Origin of the sequence: Acidiferrobacter sp. SPIII_3 (assembly GCF_003184265.1) — a bacterium.
Classification (GTDB): Bacteria; Pseudomonadota; Gammaproteobacteria; order Acidiferrobacterales; family Acidiferrobacteraceae; genus Acidiferrobacter.
In genome coordinates this window covers 2,259,498-2,281,941 of sequence record NZ_CP027663.1, presented here as the reverse complement: position 1 = coordinate 2,281,941, position 22,444 = coordinate 2,259,498, and the positions used below count along the sequence as shown (strand labels likewise).

Sequence of the window (22,444 nt, the reverse complement as noted above, 5' to 3'; positions counted from 1 at the left end):
GCGTGGCTAATCGAGGCTTTTGAGGAAGATTTTCTTCCCGACTTTGACGCAGCGTTTCACCTTGGCTTGTCCCTCGGGGGTCGGCATAAGGTGGCCGCACTGCCGGCAGCGATCGAGTTCCACGCGGTAGACATCGACACGGCGGCCGGCGAGTCGGCCCGTCAGATCGACCGGGTAGGTCGCGATCTGGCGTTTGAGCGAAGGGCTTGCACACCGCTCGCAGAGACGCGGGCGGCGTGGGGATCGTGGCGCTTGAGCCGGGTGAACCAGTTCCGCATACTCCCAGTTTCTCAGAACGGGATGATCTATGCACCTCGCCTTGAAGACGCTCTTGAACCGTGTGGAACCGATGAAGGGCTTTGTCTATGAGTGGAGTCGTATTCGCCCGGCCAGCAAGGCCCGCGGAAGGGGCTTAGCGGCCATGCCGACCATCGAGATCGGCCTGCGCGCGCATGAAAGCCGGCAGGGCCACTGCTCGCAGTGCCAGCAGCCCGCACCGGGCTACGACACCCTTCCCGAGCGGCGCTTTCAGTTCGTGCCGCTGTGGGGCATGCCGACCTGGTTCCTGTACGCGCCCCGGCGGTTGGCGTGCGACGCATGCGGCATTCACGTCGAGTATCTGCCATGGGCCCTGGGCAAACGTCCCGTCACGCAGAGCTTTGCCTGGTTTCTCGCCAGCTGGGCTAAGCTGCTGAGCTGGCAGGTGGTCGCGCGGCGCTTTCAGACCAGCTGGGAAAGCGTCTTTCGCTCCGTGGAGATGGCCGTGATCTGGGGCCGCGAACGCCTGGATCTCACCGGCATCTCGGCCCTCGGCGTAGACGAGATCTATTGGAAGAAGGGCAAGTTCCTCACGCTCGTGTATCAGATCAACGAGGGCATGAACCGGCATCTCGGCCCTCGGCGTAGACGAGATCTATTGGAAGAAGGGCAAGTTCCTCACGCTCGTGTATCAGATCAACGAGGGCATGAAGCGGCTTTTATTTGTCGTCGAGGATCGCCGAGAGAAGAGCCTGCGTCAGTTCTTCACCTGGTTTGGTAAGGAGCGCAGTGCGCTCATCACCTTCGTCTGCTCGGACATGTGGAAGCCCTATCTGAATGTCATCGCCCGACACGCCCCCAGAAGAGCCTGCGTCAGTTCTTCACCTGGTTTGGTAAGGAGCGCAGTGCGCTCATCACCTTCGTCTGCTCGGACATGTGGAAGCCCTATCTGAATGTCATCGCCCGACACGCCCCCAATGCCCTGAACATCCTGGATCGCTACCACATCGCCGCCAAGATGAACAAGGCGATCGATGAGGTGCGCGCGCAAGAAACGCGCACCCTGAAACGCCTCACCCCCGGGACGAAGGTGATCCTGACGCACTCGCGCTGGTGCCTCTTAAAGCGCCCTGAGAATTTAACCGAGAACCAGGCGATCAAACTGAAGGATCTGCTCTCGTACAACCTGAAATCCATACGAGCTTATCTGCTCAAGGAGGAGTTCCAGATGTTTTGGGAGTACGTCTCGCCGGCATGGGCCGAAAAATTCATGGACCAATGGTGCAAGAAGGTGATGCGCTCACGCCTGGAACCGATGAAGAAGATTGCGCGCATGATCCGTGTACACAAGCCGCTCATCTTGAACTGGTTCGCGGCCCGCGATGAGGTCTCTCTTGGTGCCGTCGAAGGCCTAAACAACAAACTCAAAGCGAGTATCAGGACATCCTATGGATTTCGCACCCCAAAAGCTATAAAGATCATGCTTTATCATAAGCTTGGCGCACTACCAGAGCCGGAGCTCACCCACAGATTCTGCTGAGGAACCAGAAAGGCGAACGGAAACTCCTCTTTGTCAAAAGGCTGAAGCGCTAATTCGGATATTGCGGCTTCGATTTCAACTACATTCATGGTGTATTTTGCCTATTGTGTGTCACTATCTTGGCATCGGCATGCTCGTCGTTACGTGCCCTGCGAGCGCCGGCGCCGCATGCTGTAAATAGTTGCCATTGAGCCCGTATGATGCGCCACCATTTGCCCGGGGGTAACGTCGGATCAGATATCATATCGCTTGGGCCTCGTGATTTACCGCGCCTTCTTTTTTATTGCAACGGCTTACCCCAGCCTCTCCACCAGATCCTCTGCCCTCAAGTGAGTGTACCGTTTGAGCATCTGCAGAGTCTTGTGCCCCGTAATGGCTGCCGCTTCCATGGGATTTAGCCCTTTCTCAAAAAGTCGTGAAGTCGCCTCATGCCGCAGATCATGAAAGGTCAGCCCCTCAATACTGGCTGCCTTGCAGATTGCACCAAAGGCCTGACTAATCGAGTTAGAGCGTAGGCTCCACACTTGCCCGGTGATGTGGCGTGGTAGATCGTCCAGAATTCCCAGTGCGGTCGATGACAACGGCACGCGCCGGGGCGCTCCTGTCTTGCTTGTCGGAATCAGTAACACGCGGGTTTTGCGGTCAAGGTGGTCCCAGCGCATCAGTGCGATCTCGCCCCGGCGCATGGCGGTCTCGATCGCCCATGTTATGATTGGGCGTGTCTTTCCGGTAAGCATGCAAGAAACGGTTTTTTGTCCCTGCTAACGTTCGCTGCGTATTTCAACCGATGAGGAACGCAGCGAATGAACGAGACCAGGCAGACGATGGAAGGGCCGGAGGGCGGCGAGACGTTTGAGTCCACACGAGCGCTCTTCCAGCGCTGGCGGGAGAGCCGCCAGCGGGGCGCACGGATCCCCAAGGCCTTATGGGCCGCGGCCGTGGAGATGGCCCGGCAGTACGGGGTAGTACAGACTGCACAGCGTCTGCATGTGGATGGCCCGCGGCTCCTAAAGCGCATGGAGGGCGCGGGGTTCGCGAGGGCCGCCGACCCGCACACCGTGACCTTTGTCGCGTTGTCGGGATCGACACCCGCGGCCAGGACAGGAATCGCTGAGTGTGTCGTGGAGATTCAGAATGCGCGTGGGGGGACGATGCGGGTGAGCTTAAACGGTCCCGGGCTTGACCGTCTGACGAGTCTTTGCGCGACATTCTGGGGGGCGCCATGATCGCCATCACCCCGCACATGCGCGTGCTGGTGGCGGTGGAATCGGTGGACTTTCGGGCCGGTATTGATGGCTTGGCGCAGTGCTGTCGCACAATCCTGCAAGAGGATCCCTTCCAGGGGACGGTGTTTGTGTTTCGCAGCCGTTCGCACACGGCCATCAAACTCCTAGTCTATGACGGCCAGGGATTCTGGCTCTGTCACAAGCGCCTGTCACGCGGTCGGTTTCGTTATTGGCCCCAGGCTGCAGACGGGGTGGTGAGTGAGGCCTTAGCACACGAGGTGCAAGTCTTGCTGAGCGCGGGGGACCCAACGCAATCCCACGCCCCGCCGTTGTGGCGCCCGGTGGGCGCTAAGCGGGGGCCGCGCTCGCCGGCTGCGGTCCCGCGGGGCGGGGACGAGGCCGGGCTTGGGGTGGGGGCTTGCGTTCCATAACCACGCGCGGTAAGATCTGTCCCCATGGAGATCTTGCTACGCTATCGCGGCCGCGTCGTCACGACCACCGACGCGCATTTCATCCGTGCCTTGATCGCCGCCCACCCCGAGCAAAGCCGGCGGGCGTTGTCGGCGACGCTCTGCCAGGCCTGGGACTGGCGGCAGGAAAACGGCGCCCTGCGCGCGATGGTGTGCCGGGGACTCATGCTGGCGCTCGCGCGCGAGGGCCACATCACGTTACCGCCGGTGCGCCGCCAACCCCCCAATCCCTTGGGTGTCCGCGCGCGCCTCGCACGTGGTGCCCCGGCGCCCCTGGCAATCGATACCACGCCGCTTACGGGGTCCTTGCGCGCCTTAGGGGCGCTTACGCTCGTGTCGGTCCGGCGAACCCCCGCCGAGGCCCTCTTCAAGAGCCTGATGGAGGCCCACCATTATCTGGGTTACGCGCAGCCGGTGGGCGAACACGTCAAATGCATGGTCTATGCCGGGACGCGCCCGGTGGCGCTCGGCGCGTGGAGCTCGGCCCCCCGGCATCTGGGGCCCCGGGACCGGTTCCTCGGCTGGTCGCCTGCGGTGCGCCGCCAGAACATCGCGGGTATTGCCTATAACACGCGCTTTTTGATCCTGCCGTGGGTCCAGGTCCCCCACTTGGCCTCGCACGTTCTTTCCCGTATGACCCGGGCGCTCCCCCAGGCCTGGCAAGAGGCCTATGGCCACCCGGTGTATTGGGCCGAGACCTTCGTCGATACGACCCGCTATCGCGGCACCTGCTACCGCGCGGCCAACTGGCAGGTCCTGGGCCAGACCCAAGGGCGCGGCAAGGACGATCAGACCCACCAGGCGAACCGCAGTGTGAAAGACGTATTGGGCTTGCCGCTGACGCGGGACTATCGCGCCCGCTTGTTGGGCGTGGCATGAGCGGGCACAAGAAGCGGGCGCGGCCCGCATCGCCACAACGCCTTGCGGTGCCGATCACGGATATCACCGCCATCGTCGAGCGAACGCGCGCGGTCTTGAGCACCGAAGAACACGCCGCCTTACGCGCGGCCGTCGATACCCTGGCCTTGGTTCAGGCCGAGTTGCAAACCAAGAATGCCTCGCTCGCACGGTTGCGCAAGATGATTTTCGGGGCTCGCACGGAGAAGACTCGCGCCGTGCTCGGGGAGAACGCAGGCGAGGATCGTCATGCGCCAGACACCGAGGCGGCGGGATCGGACGCGACGCCCTTGCTGCCACCAGATCCCTCCTCTTCACCAAAACCCAAGGCCCCCGGCCATGGCCGCAACGCTGTGAGTGCGTACACCGGGGCCGAACAGGTCACGGTGGCGCATCCCGACCTCCACAGCGGGGATGCCTGCCCCCATTGCCTGGAGGGGACACTCTATCGACAGAACGAGCCCGCCCAGTTGGTGCGTATTACCGGCATGGCGCCCTTGAGCGCCACGGTCTATGCCTGCGATCGACTGCGCTGCCATCTGTGCGGCGAGGTCACCACCGCCCCGGCCCCGGAGGGCGTGGGACCCGAGAAATACGATGCCACCGCGACCAGTATGGTCGGGCTGCTGAAGTATGGCGCAGGCCTCCCCTTTAACCGCATCGAGACCTTGCAGGCGGGTATGCGCATCCCGTTGCCGGCCGCGACCCAATGGGACCTGGTGCGTAAGGCTGTCCCCGTGTTGGCCCCGGCGCACACGGAACTCTTGCATCAGGCGGCCCAAGCCCCGGTGCTCTACAACGACGACACGACCATGAAGGTCCTTAAGCTCACCAAAGCGCAGCGGGCCGCGGCGCTTGCCGACGACGCGCACACCGAACGCACCGGGATCTTTACCTCCGGCATCGTCGCGACCGAAGAGGGTCGTCAGATCGCGCTCTTCTTCACAGGCGTCCGGCACGCCGGCGAGAATCTCGCTACGGTGTTAGCGCATCGTGCAGCCGATTTGCCCGCCCCCATCCAGATGTGCGACGGGCTATCACGCAACGCCCCCAGCGACTTCGACACGGTGATGTCCTCTTGTCTCGCCCATGCACGTCGTAAGTACGTCGAATTGACCGAGACCTTCCCAGAAGAAGTGCGCTTCGTGCTGGAGACATTGCGTGAGGTCTATGGGACCGAGGCCCGCATCCAGGCCGAGGGTCTCGACCCAGAACCGCGACTCCTGCGTCACCAAGCCGAGAGCGCACCGCGCATGGCGATCTTGGAGCAGTGGATGCGCACGCAGTTTGAGGAGCGCCGGATCGAGCCCAACTCGACGCTGGGCGCCGCCATCCGTTACATGCAGAAGCGCTGGCCCGAACTCACGCTATTCCTGCGCGTGCCGGGCGCCCCGCTCGATAACAATGTGACCGAAAGGGTTCTGAAAAAGGCCATCCTGCACCGAAAGAATGCGCTCTTCTACCGTACTCTCAACGGCGCCTATGTCGGCGATACGTTCATGAGCCTGATCCATACCGCCGAACTGAACCACGTAGCCCCGTTCGAATACTTAGTCGCTCTACAGCGTCACGGGGACGCGGTCGCCGCGAACCCCGCCGACTGGATGCCCTGGAACTACCAGGCGACGCTCGCCCAGCAAAACCCCGGCCCTGAACCCCCCGATTAGCCGATCTGCACGGTGGCCAAGCGTTTTACGCATCTCTGCCGGAAGGACACGATTGGGCCGATTTCGCCGCCGTAGATCCGCGCAGCCGCCAATAGGCGCGCCTGTTCATCCCCGACCAAACGGCGATCTCGTCCGCCTGGGAGCTTGGGGTGCTGACCCTTCACGAGGTCCACAGGATTAGCGAGTGATTCCATGCCCCAGGCTGTGCGGGCCGTGTTGAAGAGATGGGACAGCAAAGCGAGGTGTATTCGGATCGTATTGGGGCTCAGCCCTTGGTCTGTCTTGTCTTGAATGATGGCCGCGATATCCTTACCGCGAATGCTGGCAAGTGACCGGGACGCCAGCTGGGACGCTTGCCAGGCGGCTACAACATACTGTTCTTGATTAGCCCCGCGCTTGCGGCGCGTTACTATGGATTGGTAGCGGTCCAATGCTTCGCGTAGCGTAGTCTGTTCGGCCTCGACGCGAGAGACGAATACCCCGCGCCGAATCTCCGATTCTATGCTGTGCGCCCATTCTTCGGCCTCGGCCTTGGTGTCGAACGTTCGAACCTGAGCGGGGTAACCCCGCCGGCGGACATGAGCCTGCCAAACCCGTTTTCCGTGCAGACCCGAGCGTGGAACGAATGATGCCATGCTGCCCCCGTTCGCATGTTGACCGGGGACGACTGTAGCCTATTTCCCGAACCGTTTACAGCAAGATTACAGCAAAGTCGGATGGATGTTTTGGTATATAACAGCTAAGTCTTTGTTTTTATTGGTGCCGGGAGAGGGGGTCGAACCCACACGGTATCTCTACCACCGGATTTTGAGTCCGGCGCGTCTGCCAGTTCCGCCATCCCGGCGCGCGCGCAGTATAACGGGTTTGTCGACAGGACAACAGTACTGTGCTCACCTTTCCCGTATAATCCCGGCGCCATGACTCCAGACGCCTTTGACTACGACCTACCCCCCGAATTGATCGCCCAAGCCCCGGTCTCGCCTCGTAGCGCGAGCCGCCTCATGGTCGTCGGCGCTGATGATGAGGGTGTGGCGGACCGTCGATTCGCGGACCTGGGTGAATATCTGCGGGCGGGCGATCTGCTGGTCTTCAACGATACCCGTGTGGTGCCTGCGCGATTTTACGGGCGGCGCGCCACGGGCGGGCGTGTGGAGCTCTTGCTGGAGCGTTTTCTGGACGATGACGGGCGGGCGCATGTGGCGCTACGCGCGAGCAAATCGCCGCGCGCCGGAGAGGTGCTCGTGCTCGAGGGTGGGCTCTATGCGACGGTGCTGAGGCGGGCCGGCGAATTGACCGAAGTCGTGTTCAGAGGGGCTGACGACCTCATGGGGCTTATCGAGCGCGTCGGTCATGTGCCTCTGCCACCTTACATCACGCGGCCCGACAATGAGGATGACAGGACCCGTTATCAAACGGTCTACGCGCGCTTCCCGGGGGCCGTGGCCGCACCTACGGCTGGCCTTCATTTCGACGAGGCACTGCTGGCACGGTTGGCGGGCCAGGGCGTGGAGACCGCCTTCGTGACGCTGCACGTGGGTGCCGGGACCTTTCGGCCGGTGCGTCCCGAGGCCCTGGCGCAAGGGCGGCTGCACCCCGAGCGCATCATCGTCTCCGAGGCCTGTGTCGCGGCGATTGCCGCTGCGCAGGCGCGTGGCGGACGGGTGGTTGCGGTCGGAACCACGACTGCGCGGGCCCTGGAGGCGGCCGCGGCTTCCGGAACGCTCAAGCCCCATGTCGGGGATACGGATCTTTTTATTCGTCCAGGGTTCCAGTTTCGGGCCACCGAAGGGCTTATAACCAACTTTCATTTGCCGCGTTCCACACTTCTAATGCTGGTGTGCGCGTTCGCCGGGGCCGACCGAGTGATGGATGCTTATCATCGGGCGGTCATGATGCGTTATCGTTTCTTTAGTTATGGTGATGCCATGCTCTTATGGCGTGCTCGGCCCCGAGAGAATAAATAGAAGGCGGACTGTTCAAGGGGGACCGACCAAAGGCGGAGGGACCTTTGGCCGATAGTTGCGGAGCCGAGTCCGGTTAATGCTGGGACTCCCGTCAGGACCAAAAATTTGTCGCACACTATCCTTGTCGTCGATGCGCCCGGGGGGGCCTGTTTCGAGCGGGTCGTCAGTACCGTGAAGCGTGCGAGCCCAGCGTCATTCCATGTCGGGACGGCCGAGGAGGTCGTGCGGCGCGTGGAGGCCGCCGCCGGGCCCGCCGTTGCCATCATAACGAGCGACACCCCGGCTCCGCTCGCGGTCGGCGAGCAGGTTTATGCCGTCGCGCCCCTTGCGCACATCCTGTTCGTGGCCGATGAAACGGGTGCCGCAGCGCTCGCCACGGGTTTACGAGATAGTGCGGTTTCGCAAGGTGCGCGCTGGGCCATAAGCCCTCCTGACGACGATCGGATCGTGGAGTTCCTGGCCTGCGCGCTTGGGGTATCACGGCGCCTCAAGACTGCGGCCCAGGGCAGGGAGCCTGCCAGTGGGGTGGACGTGATATCGGCGGCGGCCGACCGACTCGCACACATGGTCTGGTCGGCCGCCGCCGATGGTACCGTCGATTACTACAACGCCGAATGGGAGCGGGTCCTGGGTCTCGCGGTCGCTGATCTCAGCCGTCATGGCTGGATGGCATTCAGCCATGACGCCGATAGGCCGCGCGTGCGCCTGGCCTGGGAGCGGGCCGTATCAACGGGCGGCCATTTCCAGGTAGAGACACGTCTGCGCGCCGGCGGCGGCCAGTGGTCCTGGTGCCGGCTCGAGGCGCGGCAAGGGGGCGAGGGGCAGGACGCCGGGCGCTGGTATGGTGACTGTGTCCTATTGCGAGCACCACAGAGCCTCGAGAATTCCTGGCGGTTTTTGAGCGAGGTGGCGCGCCGGATCACCGGGAGCCTCGATTATGAGTCGACGCTCTCGAGCCTCGCGCAGGCGGTCGTGCCGACATTTGCGGACTGGTGCGCGGTGGATGTCGTGAACGATGCCGGAGGTCTCGATCGCGCGAGCCTGTCCCACACAAATCCCGACCTCGTGCGTGCGATCGTAAGCCGCAGGCCGGACGTCGAGGTCAGCCGTTGGACGGCGCTTGATGTCGTACGCACCGGGGAGCCGCAACTTATCACGCACATCGATCAGGCCATGATCGATTCGGCTGTACAAGACCCGCAGGCGCGCGCCTTTTTCGCCTCCCTTAAGCTGCGCTCCCTTATCCGGTTGCCGCTCAAGGCGCGTGGACGGACCGTGGGTGTCATTACCTTCGTGCTGTCGGGTCCGGGCACGCGCCGCTATACGCAAGAGGACCTGCCGCTTGCCACGGAGATTGCCCAACAAGGGGCGATCGCCGTGGAAAACGCCCGTCTCTACCGTAAGGCTCGCGAGGAGATCGAGGAGCGCCGCCGTGCCGAAGAGGCCCTGGCCACGAGCGAGGCCCGTTACCGGTCGCTTATAGAGGCCTCGGCGCAGATCGTCTGGAGTCTTGATGCCGAGGGGCGCGCCCGCGACGACCTGCCGGGCTGGCGGGCATTCACCGGCCAATCGCCGAACGATGTGGTCGGCTACGGCTGGATGGAGGCCTTGCATCCGCGTGATCGTGAGTCCTTGCAGGGTCGGTTTCCGTGTTTCGGGCCGGAGGCGCAGGCGATTGTCCTGCAGGCCGATCTGGCCTCCGCGGATGGTGGTTATCGCTCCGTGGTTCTGCGCATCGTGCCGCTTTTTGACAAGGAGGGGTGTTGCCGCGAGTGGATTGCCGCCGGCATCGATATTACCCGCGAGAAGACCGCGAACGAACTCCTGGCGCGCGAGAAGGAGCAATTGGCGGTGACCCTGAACAGTCTTGGCGAGGCGGTGGTGACGATGGACACGGCCGGACATATCACGCTCTTCAACCATGTCGCGCAGACCTTGACGGGCTGGCCCCAGCGAGAGGCCCTGGGGCAGCTTGTTGACGAGGTGGTGCCATTACATGACGTGGGCTCCGGCCAACGGCTTCGGGATATCGTCGGGGGCGTGTTGCGCCAAGACGAGCAGCCACGCCTAGGCGAGCGACGGCTTCTGCGTGCCCGCGACGGCAGCGAGCGCATGGTCGTGTATACCGCGGCCCTGATACGCGAGCCAGCGGGCCGGAGCGTGGGCGCCGTGGCCGTGTTCCGCGATATCACCGCCCACCAAAGGTTGGAGGAGGATGCCCTGAAGGCGCAGAAGCTTGAGTCCGTGGGGGTCTTGGCGGGTGGTATCGCGCATGACTTCAACAATATCCTGACTGCGGTCATCGGGAATATTGCGCTCGCCAAGATGCTCGTGCCGGGCGTAGACCGCGCAAACCACGCCCTGTCGGAGGCCGAAAAGGCAGCGTGGCGGGCGCGCGGGCTCACGCAGCAGCTGCTGACCTTTGCGCGCGGTGGGGCGCCCGTGAAGCGTGAGGGCTCGCTCGCGGTACTGCTGCGCGAGGCGGTGCCGTTCGCGCTCGCCGGTTCCAAGGCCAAATGCCATGTCGTCGTGGCTGATGATCTCTGGACCATCGCCTTCGATCCGGGGCAATTGAGTCAGGCGATCAGCAACCTTGTGATCAACGCCGCGCAAGCCATGCCTTCGGGCGGAATCATCCACATCGAGGCGCGCAACGCCGAGATCGTTGGCGAGAACCCGCACGTACTGCCCCCCGGACCTCACGTGCGCATCCTCGTCGCCGATACCGGCAATGGCATCCCCAAGGCCCATCTCGCCAAGATCTTCGATCCGTACTTTACGACCAGGGAGGGGCACAGCGGCCTGGGGTTGGCCACGACCTATTCCATAATCCGCCGCCATGGGGGGGTCATAAGGGTGGAGTCGGAGGAGGGGCGGGGCACGCAGTTTGAGGTGTACCTTCCGGCCCAGGCGGCGCCGATAGCGCCTGCCAAGCCTGCCCCGCGCCGGCACCAGCGGGACCGGATACTGATCCTCGATGACGAGCCGGCACTCCTCACGTTGCTGGCCGCGCTGCTCGATCATCTGGGTTATGAGACCTCTGCCGCGCAAGACGGCGCGCAGGCGGTAGCCGATTATGCGCAGGCCTTGCGTGAAGGCCGCCCGTTCGCGGCGGTGATCCTGGACCTCACCGTGGCCGCCGGGGTGGGGGGCGAGGAGTGCCTGCGGCGATTACAATCACTCGATCCCGATGTCCGGGCGATCGTGTCAAGCGGCTATTGCAGTGACCCGATCATGGCCGATTTCGCGCGGTTTGGTTTCCGCGCAGCGATCACCAAGCCCTACCAATTGCACGAACTCGAGGAGGCGATCCACGGCGTGCTTGTGGAAAACGGCGAGCATTTGCGCTAGCGTAGGTGCATGTCCCTTGTTCCTTTCATCGAATTGGGCCGCGACGGGCGCGCCCGGGCATGTCGACTGTCGCTTGCCCACGGCGTCGTGGCGACGCCCTCGTTCATGCCGGTTGGCACCTATGGGGCCGTCAAGGGCATGAGTCCCGCCGAAGTCGCCGGCAGCGGTGCTGCCATCGTTCTCGGCAACACCTTCCACCTCATGGAAAGGCCGGGCCTCGAGGTGATCGCGGCGCATGGCGGGCTGCATGGCTTCATGGGCTGGCAGGGCCCGATCCTCACGGATTCGGGCGGATTTCAGGTCTTCAGTCTCGCGGCGCTACGCAAGGTCACCGAGCAGGGCGTCGCATTCCGCTCGCCGCGCGACGGGCGCCCGCTGATGTTGACGCCGGAGCTTGCGATGGGGGCGCAGGCCACGCTCCGCTCGGACATCGCCATGGTGTTCGACGAATGCACCCCCCACCCGGCGAGTTTTAGCGAGGCGCGCGCGAGCATGGAGTTGTCCTTGCGCTGGGCCGAGCGCAGCCGTGCCGCTTATGATGGTCCCGGCGCGCTCTTTGGGATCGTTCAGGGGGGGCTCTATGAGGACCTGCGCGAGATTTCGGCGCGCGGGCTCGTCGCCGTCGGTTTCGACGGCTATGCCCTGGGTGGGCTGTCGGTGGGTGAGTCAAAGGACGACATGTATCGGCTGGTCACGCGCTGCGCCCCGCTTTTGCCCGCCGATCGGCCCCGTTATCTCATGGGCGTAGGCACGCCCGAGGACATCGTGACCGCGGTGAGCGCCGGTATCGACCTCTTCGATTGCGTCCTGCCGACGCGTAATGCCCGCAACGGCTGGCTATTTACCCGCACCGGGGTCGTCAAGATCCGCAATAGCGGCTATGCCCGCGACCTGGGCCCGGTCGACCCCGAGTGCCGCTGTCATACATGCACGCATACCACCCGCAGTTACCTCCATCACCTGCAGCGTTCCGGGGAAATGCTCGGCGCGCGGCTGGCCACGCTGCACAATCTGACCTATTACGGGGATTTGATGGCTGGCCTGCGTGCGGCCATTTTGGCGGGGAAGCTGGAGGAATTCGTCGATTCGTTCTATCGTACGCGCCATAAACGGCCGCCGCGCGCCCTCGGAGGGCTTCCGGAAGACGAGGCGGCGGCCACCACCATCACTGCCTAAAGGGAAATCATGATACACGTCATAAGTAATGCCTGGGCAGCCGCGCCCGCCGCTGGCACGTCCCCGCAAGGGGCCGCTGGCCTGTTCCAGTTCCTGCCCTTCGTGCTGATCGTGGTCATGATGTATTTCCTGATCATGCGGCCGCAGAGCAAGCGCGCCCGCGAACAGCGGGCCATGCTGGCCGCGCTCGCCCCGGGCGACGAGGTGGTCATGGCCGGCGGCCTGCTCGGCCGGCTGACCGAGGTCGGGCCCCAATACTCGAAGGCCGAAGTGGCCTCCGGGGTGTCGGTACAGATTCAAACGTCTTCCGTGCAGCTGGTGTTGCCGAAGGGTACCATCGGGAAGGCGCAATAGCCCGATGAATCAGTACCCCTGGTGGAAAAATGCCCTTATAGGGCTTGTCGTCGTGCTGGGTTTCATCTATGCGCTCCCCAATCTGTACGGCGACAATCCCGCCGTCGAGATCCAGGCCGCCCACGGTGCGGCGGTCAATCGCGCGACTGTAGCCCAGATCCGCCGCCTACTGGTGGCCGCGCGACTCCCGTATAAGCGCATAAGCCGGGCCGCCAAGGGCGTCCAGGTCCGCTTCCGGCGGGCTGGCGTGCAGATGCGCGCCCGCGACCTCATCGGCCAGAAGCTCGGCCCCGGATTTCACACGGCGCTTGCGCTTGCGCCCGCCGCCCCGGCCTGGCTGCGCGCGCTCGGCGCGCGTCCCATGTATCTCGGGCTCGATCTGCGTGGCGGGGTCCATTTCCTGTTACGCGTCGACATGCATGCGGCCTTGCATAAGGCGCTCCTGGAAGATACCCGCGCGCTGCGCCGGGCCTTGCGTCATCACCATATTCGTTACCGCGAGGCACGGCTTGCCAAGACCGGGGTCCTGGAACTGCGGTTTCGCAACGCCGCGCAGGCGCATGAGGCGCGCCGCCTCATGGCGCAGCAATTTACCGATCTCGCCGTCACCTCGGGGCCTCATCATGCCTTGCGCGCGGTCATGACCCCCGCGGCCATAGCCGCCAGGCAACATTACGCGCTCGAGCAGAACCTCACAGCCTTGCGTCGGCGCGTAAATGAGCTCGGTGTTGCCGCCCCGGTCATTCAGCAGGAGGGACGGTCGCGCATCGTGGTCGAGTTGCCGGGTGTCGAGGACATCGCGCGCGCCAAGGAGATCCTGGGGCGCACTGCCACTCTCGAGATCCACATGGTGGACAGCAAGAACAGCCTGGCATCGGCGGTCTCCAACGGCGCCCCGCCGGGGACGCGGATCTATGACGGCCGGCACGGTCAGCCGATCCTGCTCTATGACCGTGTCTTGTATTCCGGTGACGACATCACCAACGCCTCGGCCGGCGTCGACCCTCAGACCGGACAGCCGGTCGTGAACATCACGCTTAACGGTCGCGGTGCTGCCATTAACGCCCGCGTCACGCGCCATAACGTCGGCCAGCGCATGGCCGTCGTGTACGTGGAGGTCCAATCCCATTTGAAGCGCAACGATCAGGGCATCCCGATACGCGGACCGGACGGCCGGCGTGTGCGTGTGACGCGCAAGATCGAGCGCGTGATCACGGCACCCGTGATCCGCGAGGCCCTGGGCGGCAGTTTCCAGATCACTGGTATCGGCAGTGTTCGGCAGGCCCGTAATCTTGCGCTCCTGCTGCGCGCCGGGGCGCTTGCGGCACCGGTCAGCATCATCGCCGAGCGCACCGTGGGACCGAGCCTGGGGGCGGCGAATATCACGCGCGGATTCTACGCGACCTTGTTTGGGTTCCTCGCGATCGCGGTGTTCATGGCGGTGTATTACCGGATCTTCGGGATGCTCGCGGCGATCGCGCTGGCGACCAACGTCGTATTGCTCGTGGCCGTTCTGTCGATCCTGCAGGCGACCCTGACGCTACCGGGTATCGCGGGTATCGCCTTGACCGTCGGCATGGCCATCGACGCCAACGTACTGATTTTCGAGCGCATACGCGAGGAGCTGCGTAATAAGAACTCGCCACAGGCGGCGATCGCGACCGGATTCGACAAGGCCATGGGGACCATCGTGGACTCGAATATGACCACGTTCATCGCCGGTCTTGCACTCTTTTGGCTCGGGTCCGGCTCGGTCCGGGGCTTTGCGATCACTTTGTGTCTTGGCATTCTGACCTCTCTTTTTAGCGCCATCCTGGTTACGAGGGCGCTCGTCAACGCAGTTTATGGGCGTCGCCGTCGGCTGGCGCATGTGGGTATCTGATGGAATTCTTTCGCATAAAGCGTGATCTGCCGTTCATGCGCTACGCGCGCACCACGGTATTTGTGTCGCTCGTGCTGTTCGCGGTCGCGGTCGCGGCGCTCATAACCCGCGGTCTCAATCTGAATGTGGATTTCACCGGCGGCACCGTGATCGAGCTTCAGTTCAAGGCGGCCACCCCGCCGTCGGCCATCCGCCGGCTGCTCATGGCACACCATTATCGCCACGCGCGCGTTGAGAATTACGGAACCGCGAGCAAGGTCCTGATTCGTCTGCCCACGCGCGCTACCAAGGGCAAGGCGCTTGCGGTGCGGGTCCTGCGTCTTGTGTCGGCCCGCTATCCGGGGGCGAGTCTGCGCAGCGTCGAGTACGTGGGTCCGGAGGTGGGTTCGGAGCTTGCCGATCAAGGCGCGCTGGCACTATTGTTCGTGGCGCTCGGGATCACGATCTACCTCACCTTGCGTTTCGAGTGGCGGTTCGCGGTCGGGGCGATCGTGGCGACCATACACGATGTCGTCATCGTGCTTGGGGTATTCGCACTTTTTCATATCAGTTTCTCGCTGACCGTCTTGGCCGCCGTCCTGGCAGTCCTTGGGTACTCGGTGAATGACACGGTGGTGGTGTTCGACAGGATCCGCGAGAATTTCCGGCGCATGCGTACCGGCACGACCGCGGAGGTCATCGATAGCGCGATCACGCGCACGCTCTCCCGTACCATCATGACCCACCTTTTGACCCAGATGATGGTGTTGTCGATGTTGTTTCTGGGGGGGCCTGTGCTGTTTGGTTTTGCGTTGGCCATGACCGTCGGTATCGTCGTCGGGACCTATGGGTCCGTACTGGTGGCAAGCCCCATCGTCATGTGGCTGGGCTTAAAGCGGGAGGATCTGGTGGCGCGAAAGGCCGCCGCCGAGCGCCCGTGAGCCGCCGGTCTTGTGCCGGGGCCGGCCCATCGGGGCTGCTTGGCGTGGCGGTCTCGTCTGTGGTATTCAATGCCTACCCCGTGATTTTCGGAGGTAGGCTGTATGGACATTTCCTATTGGATGCAAGGGGTGCCGGCTGTCGAGGTCGTGGTCGCGGCTTGGCTTGTCCTTTACTTGGGCCGGCCTAACTTCCACAAAGGTGTACGCGCGCTCTCGCGCCTGACGCGCCACCCATTGAGGCTCGTCGCCCGATTCCTGGGCGCGGGCGCGGCCGACATCCACAGGCGCAACCGCGCCCTGTTGCAGGCCCAGGCGCGGGCCGACGCGGCCTTGAAGGTCGAGCGTGAGTGGGCGCGTTTAGACGAGGTCGTCCGGCGCGATGTCCAGGGTTTCCCCGCCTTGCACGAGGCCCTGTTGCGTCAAGTCGCGCAGTGGGAGGCGGAATTTCAGCGGTCCGGAGAGGTCCCGCAGCCGTCGCCGGAATGGACCAAGGCGGTCAGTGCGGTGGCACGCCTCAAGGCCGGAGACGATGGCGTAGCCGAACGTGTCCAAGCGGGATTCCAGGTGCTGGTCCAGAATGCGCAAGAACAGGCGTTGCGCGAGCGTCGCCAGGTCGTCGCCGAGCGCCACCGCCTGCTGGCCCGCGCCCAGCTCATGTGGCAGGTGGTCGCGAGGCGGCTGGAACATGTCGACAACCGGCTCGCGCAGGTCGCGGAGTCAGCGTTCGGAATCCATGAGGCCGTGGAACGCTATCAGGCCCTGTCCGAGCAGGCACCCCCGTTGGATCGCGCGCTGGTGGCTTCGGCGGCGTCGCGCCTGCTGGCTGCGGGCCTGGTATTGCTGGTGGCCGGCGGGGCCGCCCTTATGAATGCCCATCTCATCGGCATTCCCTTGCGCTGGCTTGGTGTCGGGCAGGGTCTGGCGGTGGCGGGCCATCCGGCCTCGCAAGTGGCGGCCGCTACCCTGGTCGCGATCGAGGTGGTGGTCGGCATCGTCTTGTTCGATGCCCTCAATGTGACTCATCTCTTTGGTGTGGTGGCCGGACTCCCCGGGCGCACGCGCCGTACCGCGGCGGCCGGCGCAATCATTGTGTTGGTCCTGCTCGCGGCACTGCAGGCCGTACTGGCCTTCGTGCGCGAGAGCGCCGTTCCCGGTGTTCCGACCATGAAGACGGCGATGGTCCCCGATCTTCCTCTGTGGCAAACCGTCGCCGAGGGCCTGTTGGCATTCGTGCTCCCATGTCTCATGGCCTTGGTGGCGATCCCGCTGGAGGCGTTTATTTATGCCCTTCGGACGATTTCCGGGGTGGTCCTGGAGGCCCTCGTGAGGATCCTCGCCTTCGGATTCCGGCTTGCCGGACGCACGGTTTCGGGTGTTGCCGATACCCTGAGCGCCCTGTACGATCTTTTTATCTTGCCGCCATTGTTATTGGAACGGGCCTTTCAGTACGGGGCCTACCTCTCGGCGGAGCGTCGTCGCGGGGCGTCCCAGAACCGCTGATCATTCTGCTGGCGCCTGGGTCCCGAAGGTGCCCGTCTTCGGTGGGGCGTCGGCGCGTCCGCTGGCCGGGGATAGGCGGGAGTCTGCCCCCTCGTCTTTGATATTCCTCAAAAACGGATACCCCTAACGAGATATACACTCGGGGGCGTTATCGCCCCATAAATTTTACTAAGGTGTATCTTTGATGGAACAATTACTGGTATGGACGGACGATTTGAGTGTGGGAATCGAGGAAATCGACAGACAGCATAAGGAGCTCGTCAATATATTGAACGAGCTGCATGAGGCCATTACGCAGCGACGGGCATCGAGCGCGTGCGTGGCCATCCTCGATAAGTTGATCGAATATACGCGGGTGCATTTTACGGTGGAGGAAAGCCTGTTTCGTATCCTGGGCTACCCGGGGTACGGGCCGCACCATCAGGAGCACGAGAAATTAATCGAACAGATCGTGGGATTCCAGCGCAAGATCAAGGACGAAAACAGCAACGTCACGTTCGAATTGCTGCATTTCCTGCGGGGGTGGTTGACTCACCATATCCTTGGGACCGACAAGGCTTACGTTCCATTCCTGCTCTCGAAGGGTGTGGAGCGCAAGCTATCGACGAAAACCTTCTGGAAATTTTGGTAGAAAAAGATCGGCGACCAGTTGGCCGTGTGCGGCCTATCGGTGCCCGGCATTGGCGATGGCCGGTGATCGTCGATGGCGGGTGAACGCCCAGGGAGCGCGCGGTTGGCGTCCGGTGCGAGTGTCGGGACCGGGCATTGCCACTCCGCAGGCCGGAGGGAATCCATGTGACGGTGTCACGAAACGCAGCAAGGCGCGGCGGCCATGTGGCGTCGTACCGTGCATGGCCGACATGCCCCGCGAAAGGTGGGGCGGGATCGCGATAGCGGAGGCGATGATCGCCCCCTTTGCCGCCCGCCAGGGTCTGGGTGCACGGGGGCGGGTGAGCCTCCCGGGAACGGAGCGCATCGCCCGCCGTGGCGCAAGGCCGGCCCACCGCGGACATGGGTCGCGACGCAGGTCGAGTGCGGGCATTATCGTTCGGCGTGCGTGCCGGGCCGGGCTTCACCCCTTGCGCTTCCGCCGTATCACGGGCGGCGTACCTCTTCCGGAAACAGGGTCTTGCGCGCCCGACCCCGGCCCCTTACAGGCCGATCGTGCGCTGTGGCCACCCGTGTTTGCCGTAGGCTGGCGGCACGCTGGGCGTGCCGGATCGCTGGGATCCCAAGGCCCGTCGCGGCCGGATCGAATGCCCGATGGCGCGCGGGGTCATGCACGGCGGTTCGAGATCAGGTATCCTAGAGGGGCTTATGGTATCGATGATCGCCGCCAGAACGAGGAACCGGATGTTTAGCGAGAAGAGCTTGAAGGATATCGACCGCCCGTTGTGGGAGGCGATGACCAAGGAACGCGGACGCCAGGAGGATCATATCGAGCTGATCGCCTCCGAAAACTATACGAGCCCGCGTGTGATGGCGGCGCAAGGGTCGTGTCTGACCAACAAGTATGCGGAGGGTTACCCCGGCAAGCGCTACTATGGGGGTTGCGAGTACGTGGATGTGGTCGAGAGTCTGGCCATGGAGAGGGCGCGCGCCTTGTTCGGCGCCGACTATGCCAATGTACAGCCGCATTCCGGGTCGCAGGCCAATGCCGCGGCGTATCTCGCGCTCATCAATCCCGGCGACACGATTCTCGGGATGAGTCTTGCGCATGGGGGCCACCTGACTCACGGGGCCAAGGTGAATTTTTCGGGGCGGCTTTTCCATGCCATAGGGTATGGCGTAGACCCCAAGACCGGCCTGATCGACTATGACGAGATCGCAAGACTCGCGCGCGAACACAAGCCGCGCGTGATCGTCGGCGGGTTCTCGGCCTATTCACGGGTCATCGACTGGACGCGCTTCCGGGAGATCGCAGATGAGGTGGGGGCTTACCTTTTTGTCGATATGGCGCACGTGGCCGGCCTCGTCGCCGCCGGGCTTTACCCAAGTCCGGTCGGTATCGCCGATGTCACGACCTCGACCACTCACAAGACCTTGCGCGGACCGCGTGGGGGGCTGATCCTCGCGCGCGCCAATCCCGAGATCGAGAAGCGTCTGAACAGTGTGATCTTCCCGGGGACCCAGGGTGGTCCGCTCATGCATGTGATCGCCGCCAAGGCGGTGGCGTTCGCCGAGGCCATGACGCCGGAGTTCCAGACCTACCAGCAGCAGGTGGTGAAGAATGCCCAGGCGATGGCCGATATGCTCATGAGTCGCGGCTTCAAGGTCGTCTCCGGTGGTACCGATAACCACCTGATGCTTGTGGACCTCATCGAGCGACCGGTGACCGGCAAGGAGGCCGAGGAGGCCCTCGGCCGCGCGCACATCACGGTCAACAAGAACGCCGTGCCCAACGATCCACGGTCGCCGTTCGTGACGAGCGGTATCCGCCTTGGCACCCCCGCCATAACCACGCGCGGGTTCGGGGAGCGCGAGACGCGTGCCCTGGCGCCCGCCATAACCACGCGCGGGTTCGGGGAGCGCGAGACGCGTGCCCTGGCGGGTTTCGTGTGTGACATCCTCGAGCGGCCGACGGACGAAGAGCTGACGGCGCGCGTGCGTCGCGAGGTGGCGAACCTGTGCGCGCGCTTCCCGGTCTACGGCGAAGACGTCGTGATCTAAGGCCATGCGCTGCCCCTTTTGTTTTGCCGAGGATACGCGGGTGATCGATTCCCGCCTCGCAGACGAGGGGGATGCCGTGCGCCGGCGTCGCGAGTGTCTGGCCTGTCGCGAGCGGTTCACGACCTTCGAGCACGCCGAGTTGCGCCTCCCGCAGATCATCAAGTCCGACGGGCGTCGCGAGCCGTTTGCCGAGGCCAAGCTGCGTGCCGGCCTCCAGCGTGCGCTTCAGAAGCGGCCGGTGGATGCCGCGCAGGTCGATGCGGTGGTGGCCTACGTGCGGCGTTCGCTCATGGGAAGCGGTGAGCGCGAGATTGCAAGCCGCCAGATCGGGGAGTGGGTCATGGAGCAGCTGCGTGCGCTCGACAAGGTCGCCTATGTGCGCTTCGCCTCCGTCTATCACGCCTTTCAGGACCTGAACGCGTTTCGCGAGGAGATGGAGCGCCTGGAGGACCAGGAGGTCACCGGGCTGTCTTCGAAATCGTGAGCGCGGCGGGCGATGGCGCCTACATGGCGCGTGCCTTGGAGCTCGCCCGTCGGGGCATGGCCACGACCCATCCCAATCCGCGGGTGGGTTGCGTCATCGTGCGCGGGGATCGGGTCGTGGGCGAAGGCTATCATCAGCGCGCCGGTGAACCCCATGCCGAGCGCCTGGCCTTGTTGCAGGCGGGCGGGGCGGCCCGCGGGGCGACGGCCTATGTCACCCTCGAGCCATGCTGCCATACCGGCCGTACCCCACCTTGCACCGATGTCCTGCTCGCGGCCGGGATCGCGCGCGTCGTCGCCGCCATGGAGGATCCGGACACGCGCGTTCGGGGGCGGGGATTTGCGGCGTTGCGGACCGCGGGCGTGGCCGTTGATGTGGGCCTCATGGAAGGGGAGGCCGCACGCCTGAATCGCGGCTTCATATCGCGAGCAGTACGCGCCCGCCCGTTCGTGGTGGCCAAGGCCGGGATATCTCTTGATGGGCGCACGGCGCTTACGAGTGGGGAGAGTCAGTGGATCACGGGACCCGCGGCGCGCGCCGATGTCCAGCGGCTGCGCGCGGTGATGAGTGCCGTCATGACCGGTACGGGTACGATCCGCAAGGATGATCCGCGGCTTACGGTGCATGAGGGGACACCCCGTCAACCTTTGCGCGTAGTCGTCACCTCCAGTCTGGCGATACCGTCCGCCGCCCGGATTCTCGCCGGGGATGCCGGCCTTATGGTTCTTACAACGACCGACGGGCCGCACGGTGATCGCCTGCGCGCATCCGGCGCCGAGGTCGTGGCAGTGGGTGGCGCACCCGGTCGGGTTGATCTTACCGCAGGGCTTAGGGCGCTTGCCGACCGGGGTGTGAATGATGTGCTGGTCGAGGCCGGACCGACCCTGCTCGCGGGTCTCCTCGACGAACGACTGATCGATGAATTGCGGCTCTATGTGGCGCCCACGCTCCTTGGCAACGGGCGCCCGCTGGCCGATTTCACGCTCGCCAAGCTTTCGGGGGCTGGGGCCTGGCGCTATGATGAGGTGCGCTCCATAGGGCGCGATCTGCGGCTGATATTGACCCCCGAGACGTAAGCGTCCGCGTGGGCCGGATTCGGGGGAGAGGGTGCCATGTTTACAGGATTGATCCAAGGCCGCGGCACGATCACGCAACGCGTTGCGCGCGCCACGGGGGCCAAGCTCACGGTCGAGGCCCCGGGGCTCGCGGCCGACGGCTGGACGCTGGGGGAGAGTATCGCCGTAAACGGTGCGTGCCTCACGCTCGTGGAGGGTTCGGCATCGGGGTTCTGCGCCGACCTGTCGGCGGAGACCTTGGCGCGCACCGCCCTGTCGTCCCTGCGGCCGGGGCATGCGGTCAACCTTGAGCGCGCCTTGAAGGTGGGTGAGTCGCTCGGCGGACATCTGGTCTCGGGGCATGTCGATGGGGTCGCCACGGTCCTGCGGCTCGAGCGCGACGGGGACGGGCGCAGGTTGGCACTCGAGATCCCGCGGGCCCTGACGCGCTATGTGGCACGCAAGGGGTCGTTATGCGTGGATGGGGTGAGCCTCACGGTCAATGCCATAGAGGGCGCCGTCGCGCATTTTGCTATCGTGCCCCATACGTTGTCGGCCACCACACTGGGTGGGCTCGTTCCGGACGCGCAGGTGAATATCGAGGTGGACCTGATCGCCCGGTACCTGGAGCGTCTGCTGCCGGAGTTCATGGGGCGACCGTGAATCGGGTCCTGGCGCGCGCGATCAGTGTCGGCGACCCCTGTCCCCAGCGCGCATAAAGCAGACTCACGACCTCATAACGCCCGGGCGGTGCCTGCCTTGGGATCGGCAGCGTCACGCGCGCCTCATAGACGCCGCTGCCTGTGATCTCATGGCCTATGAAGGCGCGGTGATTGGCGACCAGCCGGCCATGCGTATAGAAATCGCGGATCTCGACGATATGCAGGGGGCCTGGACCACGCCGGACCGCAAGCTCCTTGGTCAGGACCAGCGAGCCGCAGGGTTGGCCGCGTCGTGGGCGGACCGAGAGGCGGTAATGCAGGACCTGAATCTCCCCTGGGGCCAACATGCCTAAAATGCGTGTCCGTGC

General features: G+C 64.1%; 22 protein-coding genes and 1 tRNA gene. 19 read left to right on the top strand and 4 right to left on the bottom strand.

Features of this window, described 5'->3' with window-relative positions; translation table 11 throughout:
• Positions 1 to 307: 307 nt before the first annotated feature.
• From C4901_RS18620 to C4901_RS11480, 3 genes are read left to right on the top strand one after another with little or no spacing between them, the layout of a single operon-like run.
• Positions 308 to 1,039, top strand: coding sequence for a hypothetical protein (locus C4901_RS18620; protein ID WP_110137447.1), 732 nt, complete (start codon positions 308 to 310; stop codon positions 1,037 to 1,039).
• Complete coding sequence (locus tag C4901_RS19465) at positions 945 to 1,211, top strand: transposase (RefSeq protein ID WP_110137446.1); 267 nt, start codon at positions 945 to 947, stop codon at positions 1,209 to 1,211. The genes C4901_RS18620 and C4901_RS19465 overlap by 95 nt, the downstream gene beginning before the upstream one ends.
• Positions 1,193 to 1,798 (top strand): transposase, encoded by a 606-nt coding sequence (locus C4901_RS11480; RefSeq protein ID WP_370445914.1) that lies wholly within the window; start codon positions 1,193 to 1,195, stop codon positions 1,796 to 1,798. Before C4901_RS19465 ends, C4901_RS11480 begins: the two co-directional genes overlap by 19 nt.
• A gap of 293 nt (positions 1,799 to 2,091) precedes the next feature.
• Here the strand turns inward: C4901_RS11480 and C4901_RS11475 are convergent, their stop codons facing one another.
• Positions 2,092 to 2,484 carry a site-specific integrase gene (locus tag C4901_RS11475; protein ID WP_205735967.1) on the bottom strand — a complete coding sequence of 131 codons (393 nt, stop codon included), beginning with the start codon at positions 2,482 to 2,484 and terminating at the stop codon, positions 2,092 to 2,094.
• A gap of 117 nt (positions 2,485 to 2,601) precedes the next feature.
• Between C4901_RS11475 and C4901_RS11470 the strand changes: the two genes are divergently transcribed.
• From C4901_RS11470 to C4901_RS11455, 4 genes are read left to right on the top strand one after another with little or no spacing between them, the layout of a single operon-like run.
• Entirely contained in the window at positions 2,602 to 3,024 is a 423-nt protein-coding gene (locus tag C4901_RS11470) for a hypothetical protein (protein ID WP_110137443.1), read from the top strand.
• Complete coding sequence (gene tnpB, locus C4901_RS11465; protein ID WP_110137442.1) at positions 3,021 to 3,455, top strand: IS66 family insertion sequence element accessory protein TnpB; 435 nt, start codon at positions 3,021 to 3,023, stop codon at positions 3,453 to 3,455. The genes C4901_RS11470 and tnpB overlap by 4 nt, the downstream gene beginning before the upstream one ends.
• Before the next feature lie 24 nt (positions 3,456 to 3,479).
• Positions 3,480 to 4,373, top strand: coding sequence for a Druantia anti-phage system protein DruA (locus C4901_RS11460; protein WP_110137441.1), 894 nt, complete (start codon positions 3,480 to 3,482; stop codon positions 4,371 to 4,373).
• On the top strand, positions 4,370 to 6,058 hold the full coding sequence (locus C4901_RS11455) for an IS66 family transposase (protein WP_110137440.1): 1,689 nt from the start codon (positions 4,370 to 4,372) through the stop codon (positions 6,056 to 6,058). The genes C4901_RS11460 and C4901_RS11455 overlap by 4 nt, the downstream gene beginning before the upstream one ends.
• On the opposite strand, the gene C4901_RS11450 is transcribed toward C4901_RS11455, so the two are convergent.
• On the bottom strand, positions 6,055 to 6,693 hold the full coding sequence (locus tag C4901_RS11450) for an Arm DNA-binding domain-containing protein (RefSeq protein WP_110137439.1): 639 nt from the start codon (positions 6,691 to 6,693) through the stop codon (positions 6,055 to 6,057). The genes C4901_RS11455 and C4901_RS11450 overlap by 4 nt on opposite strands.
• Before the next feature lie 122 nt (positions 6,694 to 6,815).
• A tRNA-Leu gene (locus C4901_RS11445) sits at positions 6,816 to 6,902 on the bottom strand.
• Positions 6,903 to 6,975: 73 nt separating this feature from the next.
• Between C4901_RS11445 and queA the strand changes: the two genes are divergently transcribed.
• From queA to C4901_RS11385, 12 genes are all read left to right on the top strand, one after another.
• Complete coding sequence (gene queA / locus C4901_RS11440; protein ID WP_110137438.1) at positions 6,976 to 8,022, top strand: tRNA preQ1(34) S-adenosylmethionine ribosyltransferase-isomerase QueA; 1,047 nt, start codon at positions 6,976 to 6,978, stop codon at positions 8,020 to 8,022.
• Between the two features lie 105 nt (positions 8,023 to 8,127).
• Positions 8,128 to 11,373, top strand: coding sequence for a PAS domain S-box protein (locus tag C4901_RS11435; protein WP_110137437.1), 3,246 nt, complete (start codon positions 8,128 to 8,130; stop codon positions 11,371 to 11,373).
• Between the two features lie 9 nt (positions 11,374 to 11,382).
• Complete coding sequence (gene tgt / locus C4901_RS11430; RefSeq protein ID WP_110137436.1) at positions 11,383 to 12,549, top strand: tRNA guanosine(34) transglycosylase Tgt; 1,167 nt, start codon at positions 11,383 to 11,385, stop codon at positions 12,547 to 12,549.
• 9 nt (positions 12,550 to 12,558) lie between these two features.
• Positions 12,559 to 12,903 carry a preprotein translocase subunit YajC gene (gene yajC, locus C4901_RS11425; RefSeq protein WP_110137435.1) on the top strand — a complete coding sequence of 115 codons (345 nt, stop codon included), beginning with the start codon at positions 12,559 to 12,561 and terminating at the stop codon, positions 12,901 to 12,903.
• 4 nt (positions 12,904 to 12,907) lie between these two features.
• Positions 12,908 to 14,785: a protein translocase subunit SecD gene (gene secD / locus C4901_RS11420; protein WP_110137434.1), complete on the top strand. Its 1,878-nt coding sequence runs from the start codon at positions 12,908 to 12,910 to the stop codon at positions 14,783 to 14,785.
• Positions 14,785 to 15,705 carry a protein translocase subunit SecF gene (secF, locus tag C4901_RS11415; RefSeq protein ID WP_110137433.1) on the top strand — a complete coding sequence of 307 codons (921 nt, stop codon included), beginning with the start codon at positions 14,785 to 14,787 and terminating at the stop codon, positions 15,703 to 15,705. The genes secD and secF overlap by 1 nt, the downstream gene beginning before the upstream one ends.
• Before the next feature lie 102 nt (positions 15,706 to 15,807).
• A complete protein-coding gene (locus C4901_RS11410; RefSeq protein ID WP_110137432.1) occupies positions 15,808 to 17,205 on the top strand; it encodes a hypothetical protein in 1,398 nt (465 codons plus the stop codon).
• Positions 17,206 to 17,389: 184 nt separating this feature from the next.
• Positions 17,390 to 17,836, top strand: a complete 447-nt coding sequence (locus C4901_RS11405; protein WP_110137431.1) for a bacteriohemerythrin — start codon at positions 17,390 to 17,392, stop codon at positions 17,834 to 17,836.
• Positions 17,837 to 18,558: 722 nt separating this feature from the next.
• Positions 18,559 to 19,875, top strand: coding sequence for a serine hydroxymethyltransferase (glyA, locus tag C4901_RS11400; RefSeq protein ID WP_110137430.1), 1,317 nt, complete (start codon positions 18,559 to 18,561; stop codon positions 19,873 to 19,875).
• Positions 19,876 to 19,879: 4 nt separating this feature from the next.
• Positions 19,880 to 20,359 carry a transcriptional regulator NrdR gene (gene nrdR / locus C4901_RS11395; RefSeq protein ID WP_110137429.1) on the top strand — a complete coding sequence of 160 codons (480 nt, stop codon included), beginning with the start codon at positions 19,880 to 19,882 and terminating at the stop codon, positions 20,357 to 20,359.
• The gene (gene ribD, locus C4901_RS11390; protein ID WP_205735965.1) at positions 20,356 to 21,435 is read left to right on the top strand and encodes a bifunctional diaminohydroxyphosphoribosylaminopyrimidine deaminase/5-amino-6-(5-phosphoribosylamino)uracil reductase RibD; all 1,080 of its coding nucleotides are present in this window, start codon (positions 20,356 to 20,358) and stop codon (positions 21,433 to 21,435) included. The genes nrdR and ribD overlap by 4 nt, the downstream gene beginning before the upstream one ends.
• Positions 21,436 to 21,471: 36 nt before the next feature.
• Positions 21,472 to 22,077 carry a riboflavin synthase gene (locus C4901_RS11385; protein ID WP_110137428.1) on the top strand — a complete coding sequence of 202 codons (606 nt, stop codon included), beginning with the start codon at positions 21,472 to 21,474 and terminating at the stop codon, positions 22,075 to 22,077.
• Here C4901_RS11385 and C4901_RS11380 read toward each other — a convergent pair.
• The gene (locus C4901_RS11380) at positions 22,061 to 22,423 is read right to left on the bottom strand and encodes a hypothetical protein (protein ID WP_110137427.1); all 363 of its coding nucleotides are present in this window, start codon (positions 22,421 to 22,423) and stop codon (positions 22,061 to 22,063) included. The two genes, C4901_RS11385 and C4901_RS11380, sit on opposite strands and share 17 nt — an antisense overlap.
• Positions 22,424 to 22,444: the final 21 nt, after the last annotated feature.

What these genes read in the sequence shown, in the direction of transcription:
- C4901_RS11475 (WP_205735967.1), bottom strand. Translation starts at nt 2,484, where the DNA reads ATGCGCCGGGGCGAGATCGCACTGATGCGCTGGGACCACCTTGACCGC.
- tnpB (WP_110137442.1), top strand. Translation starts at nt 3,021, where the DNA reads ATGATCGCCATCACCCCGCACATGCGCGTGCTGGTGGCGGTGGAATCG.
- C4901_RS18620 (WP_110137447.1), top strand. Translation starts at nt 308, where the DNA reads ATGCACCTCGCCTTGAAGACGCTCTTGAACCGTGTGGAACCGATGAAG.
- glyA (WP_110137430.1), top strand. Translation starts at nt 18,559, where the DNA reads ATGTTTAGCGAGAAGAGCTTGAAGGATATCGACCGCCCGTTGTGGGAG.
- C4901_RS11380 (WP_110137427.1), bottom strand. Translation starts at nt 22,423, where the DNA reads ATGTTGGCCCCAGGGGAGATTCAGGTCCTGCATTACCGCCTCTCGGTC.
- C4901_RS11480 (WP_370445914.1), top strand. Translation starts at nt 1,193, where the DNA reads ATGTGGAAGCCCTATCTGAATGTCATCGCCCGACACGCCCCCAATGCC.
- C4901_RS11385 (WP_110137428.1), top strand. Translation starts at nt 21,472, where the DNA reads ATGTTTACAGGATTGATCCAAGGCCGCGGCACGATCACGCAACGCGTT.
- secD (WP_110137434.1), top strand. Translation starts at nt 12,908, where the DNA reads ATGAATCAGTACCCCTGGTGGAAAAATGCCCTTATAGGGCTTGTCGTC.
- C4901_RS11450 (WP_110137439.1), bottom strand. Translation starts at nt 6,693, where the DNA reads ATGGCATCATTCGTTCCACGCTCGGGTCTGCACGGAAAACGGGTTTGG.
- C4901_RS11470 (WP_110137443.1), top strand. Translation starts at nt 2,602, where the DNA reads ATGAACGAGACCAGGCAGACGATGGAAGGGCCGGAGGGCGGCGAGACG.
- queA (WP_110137438.1), top strand. Translation starts at nt 6,976, where the DNA reads ATGACTCCAGACGCCTTTGACTACGACCTACCCCCCGAATTGATCGCC.
- yajC (WP_110137435.1), top strand. Translation starts at nt 12,559, where the DNA reads ATGATACACGTCATAAGTAATGCCTGGGCAGCCGCGCCCGCCGCTGGC.
- nrdR (WP_110137429.1), top strand. Translation starts at nt 19,880, where the DNA reads ATGCGCTGCCCCTTTTGTTTTGCCGAGGATACGCGGGTGATCGATTCC.
- tgt (WP_110137436.1), top strand. Translation starts at nt 11,383, where the DNA reads ATGTCCCTTGTTCCTTTCATCGAATTGGGCCGCGACGGGCGCGCCCGG.
- C4901_RS11455 (WP_110137440.1), top strand. Translation starts at nt 4,370, where the DNA reads ATGAGCGGGCACAAGAAGCGGGCGCGGCCCGCATCGCCACAACGCCTT.
- C4901_RS11460 (WP_110137441.1), top strand. Translation starts at nt 3,480, where the DNA reads ATGGAGATCTTGCTACGCTATCGCGGCCGCGTCGTCACGACCACCGAC.
- C4901_RS11405 (WP_110137431.1), top strand. Translation starts at nt 17,390, where the DNA reads ATGGAACAATTACTGGTATGGACGGACGATTTGAGTGTGGGAATCGAG.
- secF (WP_110137433.1), top strand. Translation starts at nt 14,785, where the DNA reads ATGGAATTCTTTCGCATAAAGCGTGATCTGCCGTTCATGCGCTACGCG.
- C4901_RS11410 (WP_110137432.1), top strand. Translation starts at nt 15,808, where the DNA reads ATGGACATTTCCTATTGGATGCAAGGGGTGCCGGCTGTCGAGGTCGTG.